Origin of the sequence: Blautia sp. CAG:237 (assembly GCF_000436615.1) — a bacterium.
Lineage (GTDB): Bacteria > Bacillota > Clostridia > Lachnospirales > Lachnospiraceae > Blautia_A > Blautia_A intestinihominis.
Map to the genome: position 1 here is coordinate 1 of NZ_FR886754.1, position 4,394 is coordinate 4,394.

A 4,394-nucleotide genomic window follows, 5' to 3' on the forward strand; every position below is an offset into this window, starting at 1 on the left:
TAGATCACCTCCGTCAAAATTTATTTTAATTTGCCTATTGCTTTGAAGTGAAAAGCAATAGGCAATTAAAATACAGCAACTATGCGGCTTTTAGCCATGTTCACGGCGTTGCAGTGAATAATTCAGGATTAAAATAGATTGTTTACTTGACGCTGTTTAGGACATTAATTATACTTAAGTGTAATATCAAAAACAGGGAGGAAAACGAATATGAAGAAAAAGAATATGTTAATGTGTTTTTTGATTCTGGTTTGTACATTGTTTTTTGCATTACCGGTACAGGCAAGAACAACAGAGGTTTCCAGGGTAATGAACAGAAAGATGTCTTCGGCGGCATATGAGTTGGGAATGCGCCATGTTCCCAGTATGAACAGACGCTCATCGGTAAATTTCTATAACCGTACAGTAAGAAGCACGAGAGTAACATACGCAGCCAAGGGAAAATATTCTTCCAACTGTTCTTATCTTCAGGGCGAAACGTATTACAAGAATAAGGCTGGCAGATGGAACGTGTGTATCAGAGACAGAAGCCTTTCTTTATATGGAGTAAAAGTTGGGATGACTCCGGCGAATGCATATCAGCGATTTACAAGATATAAATGGCGAAGAGTTTGGCAGGGAAGAACCGGATGCATGTATGTAAGAGCGGGAAAGGTGATTTCTCTGAACATTCGCAATGGAAAAATTACTGGTATGTCATATAAATGGCAGATGGAGTCGGAATATTAAATAAAGGGGGAAACGCTAATGAAAAAGAAGAAAAATTTTATCGTGCTTGCTGCTATTGCACTATTGTTCATACTTGCAGTGCCGGTGTCTGCCGCGAGTGGAACAATGAAACTGAACAGGACTCAGGTTTCCATGTATGTTACAGAAAGTACTACGCTCAAAGCCCTAGACAACAGAGGAAGAACCAAAACAGCATCATGGAGATCCAGCAATACACGGATCGCAACGGTTAAGAACGGAGTGATAACTGCGAAGAAAGCAGGCACGGTGACGATCACAGCGACCAGTAATGGCGTAAAGAGAAGCTGCAAGGTAACGGTAAGAAGCGACTGGTATCAGAAAGTGCTGAGATCCTATGGGGCTTCCTACAGGGTGAGAAATAACTGGGATGGAAAACTTACCACAGTGTATCGGAGAAATTTCAGCAGATACCGTCTGATTGATATAAACAACGATGGAATAAAAGAACTCATGCTGCATGATTATCCACGGGCTGTATTCTTTACATATTACAAGGGTAAGGTTACTCCGTTGCTCTATGGATCTACGAGAGGTGCTTATCTTAAGGGCAAATATCTTACGATAGTAACCGGAACATCATCTGAGAATACATGCCGGACATATGTCTTACAGAATGGAAAGTTAAAACAGATTATAAATTATTTCCATACCACAAGCAGTGCATATCGAGTTCCAATCTACAAAGTAAATGGAAAAAAATGCTCGAAGACAGCATTTTACAAAGTCTATAATAAATATAAGAACAATGCAAAATTATTATTCTAGAGCAATTCCCGTGGCGAAAGCTGCGGGAATTTATTTTAGAATGGATTTGACATTTTTTTCAAAATAGTTATAATTCTAAACATTAGAATTATAACTATTTTATTTTGCAACAAACGCAAACAGGGAAGGAACGTGAAACATGGACACAACATTGCATTATCTGACAATGGCTAACCAGATGCTGATCCAGAAGAGGCTTCTGGAGCGGGTGAAGGCTTCGGGGCTTACGCTTGGACAGCCGAAGGTTCTGGATTATCTCAAGGATCATGATGGAGCCAGTCAGAAGGAAATCGCGGCGGGCTGTTTTATTGAGGCGGGATCGCTGACTTCAATTTTGAACCGTATGGAAGAGAAAGGCCTGATCGAGCGGCGCATGCTCAATGGAAACAGAAGGACTTTTCATATTTTTATGACAGAATCCGGGAAAAAAAGCCAGAAGCTTGTCGAAGAAGCTTTTGTGGAGATCGAGGAGGCTGCGTGGAAAGATATTTCTCCAGAAGAAGCAGAGGTTTTTATGAAGATTTATCATAAAATTTACAGTAACCTGTCTGAGACAGGATGCGAAGAAACAGGGAAAGAAGGAAGGAACAAATGAACAAACTAAAAAGATACGTGATCTTTCTGATCGGTCTGTTCGTGAACTCACTTGGTGTCAGCCTGATCACCAAGGCAAGTCTCGGAACCTCACCGATCTCATCGATTCCGTATGTGTTAAGCTTAAGTTTTCCGTTTACACTCGGAAACTTTACGATTTTCTTCAGCGTATTTCTGATCTTACTGCAGTTACTGATCCTGCGTAAAAATTTTAAACTGGAACATGTTCTGCAGATACCGGTATCTATTATCTTTGGATATTTCATCGATCTTACCATGCTTCTGTTTGCATGGGTAAACCCGCAGGCGTATGTTATGAAGATTGTATATCTTCTGATCGGATGTCTGATCCTTGGATTTGGTGTGTACATGGAAGTGCTGGCAGACGTTGTTATGCTGCCGGGAGAATCTTTTGTCCGCGCGATCGTTCTGACATGGAAAACCAACTTTGGTACGACAAAAATCTGCTTTGACGTTTCCATGGCGGTGATCGCGGCAATCCTGTCCTTTGTATTTACCGGACATCTCAATGGTGTGCGTGAAGGTACGATCATTGCGGCACTTCTGGTTGGATTTATTGCCAGAGTCCTTGGCAAGAAGCTTGCATTTGTCAAACCGCTTCTGTTTCCGGAAGAGTTCGCAGGGGAAAATGTGGAAAGTACCGGCAAATCCGGTGCGGTATCTGTGGATAAACCGGCAGATGAAGTTCAGCGTAATGTCATCGTGATCGGCAGACAGTTTGGGAGCGGCGGACACGATATCGGCAAAGCACTTGCAGAAAAACTTGGCTACGCTTTTTATGATCAGGAGATCATCGAGATGACTGCCGGAACGACAGGATATACACCGGAATTTATCCAGAAAAAAGAAGAGATGATGACCAGCAGTTTCCTGTATGACCTGGTGAACCAGATGTATATGTATGCACAGCCGGACGAGGAAGCACCGAAGGACAAGATCTACGAAGCTGAATCAAAGGTCGTCAGAGAACTTGCTGCAAAAGGAAACTGCGTGATCGTAGGACGCTGCTCTGACTACACCCTTAGAGACAACAAAAACTGCCTCAGAGTTTTCTTCTGCGCACCAATGGAAAACAGAATGAAACGAGTCATGGACCGTCTGCATCTGTCCGAAAAAGACGCAAAACAGAAGATCCAGAAAGAAGATAAATGGCGCGCCGACAACTACCGCTATTACACCGGCCGTATCTGGGGCGCATCAGCAAACTTCGACCTGACTGTGAATACAGCGCTTGGGGAAGAATACATAGAAATATGCATCCGCGAGGCGATGAAACGGTAAAATCAATGTTCCGTATACGATAAAAAGAGTGCAGATCTTGACAATTCAGTACAGGATTTACACTCTTTTGTGTTATACAGTTACTTGATCGGTATTTATAATGTAAGGTCTTCTACATTAACTCCGAAAGATGATAATTTGGCTGTTGCCACTTTGATCTGATAGTCCAATTCTTCGTTTACAGTATCACCATTAGCTCTTTTAATACGCTGCAGGTCTGTGTATTTGTCGATAAGTAAAGCTTTTAATTCCGGATCACTCATATCATGATTAACCTCCATATTGGCACCACCTTTCATAATTATAGTAATTATTATAGGTGATAATCATAAGGGTGTAAACCCTGTATTCAACTGTCAAGGCACAAACAACAGGAATTTTATCCAGAAATGGATTAGAAAGATTTGTTCTATATTATAAACATTAATCATCCATATGTCAAAGAGAAACGTTCGACAAATTTTTTACGAAATCAGTATTTTGTCTCTTTAAAAAAGATTTCCCGAGTGCTAAGATAGACAAGGCATAAATCGTATTTTATGGAGGAAAGAGCCATGACAGAAGAAATTGAGACACAAGAGAACAAGAAATTACCGGTCCTGCGGGGCGAGCTGGCGTTGCTGGTGGTGGTATTGATCAACAGCCTGGGAGTTGTGCTGATGCTGTATTCCGGTTCCGGGATCTCGGCGATTTCCAGTGTACCATATGCATTTTCGGAAGTATTCAATAAGATCTCCCTTGGAACCTGGACCTACATTTTCCAGGGACTTCTGGTATTATCCCTGATGATCATGCGTAAGAAATTTGTTGCACCGTATCTTTTCAGCTTTGTCGTTGGATTTGCATTCAGCGAGATGCTCGATGTACATGAAATGTGGATAGGCGTTCTGCCGACAGCCATTGGATACCGGGTACTTTATTTTATCATCAGCTACCTGCTCTTGTGCATCGGGATCGCACTTTCCAACCGCTGCGGTCTTCCG

The 4,394-nt window shown here is 41.9% G+C and carries 6 protein-coding genes; 5 read left to right on the forward strand and 1 reads right to left on the reverse strand.

The genetic code is table 11. The features are described from left to right. The first annotated feature begins 210 nt into the window (after positions 1-210). The 4 genes from QZL69_RS10380 (at position 211) to QZL69_RS10395 (ending at position 3,411) form a co-directional block, all read left to right on the forward strand. Positions 211-729: a hypothetical protein gene (locus tag QZL69_RS10380; protein ID WP_022215141.1), complete on the forward strand. Its 519-nt coding sequence runs from the start codon at positions 211-213 to the stop codon at positions 727-729. An 18-nt stretch (positions 730-747) separates the two neighbouring features. Further along, entirely contained in the window at positions 748-1,515 is a 768-nt protein-coding gene (locus QZL69_RS10385) for an Ig-like domain-containing protein (protein ID WP_022215142.1), read from the forward strand. Positions 1,516-1,654: 139 nt separating this feature from the next. Beyond that, positions 1,655-2,110 carry a MarR family winged helix-turn-helix transcriptional regulator gene (locus QZL69_RS10390; protein ID WP_022215143.1) on the forward strand — a complete coding sequence of 152 codons (456 nt, stop codon included), beginning with the start codon at positions 1,655-1,657 and terminating at the stop codon, positions 2,108-2,110. Further along, positions 2,107-3,411, forward strand: coding sequence for a cytidylate kinase family protein (locus QZL69_RS10395; RefSeq protein WP_022215144.1), 1,305 nt, complete (start codon positions 2,107-2,109; stop codon positions 3,409-3,411). Before QZL69_RS10390 ends, QZL69_RS10395 begins: the two co-directional genes overlap by 4 nt. A 95-nt stretch (positions 3,412-3,506) precedes the next feature. Here the strand turns inward: QZL69_RS10395 and QZL69_RS10400 are convergent, their stop codons facing one another. After that, entirely contained in the window at positions 3,507-3,692 is a 186-nt protein-coding gene (locus QZL69_RS10400) for a hypothetical protein (RefSeq protein WP_022215145.1), read from the reverse strand. Positions 3,693-3,965: 273 nt separating this feature from the next. Here QZL69_RS10400 and QZL69_RS10405 point away from each other — a divergent pair. After that, positions 3,966-4,394 (forward strand): DUF6198 family protein (locus QZL69_RS10405; RefSeq protein ID WP_291519328.1); only part of this gene is annotated, 429 nt, incomplete at its 3' end.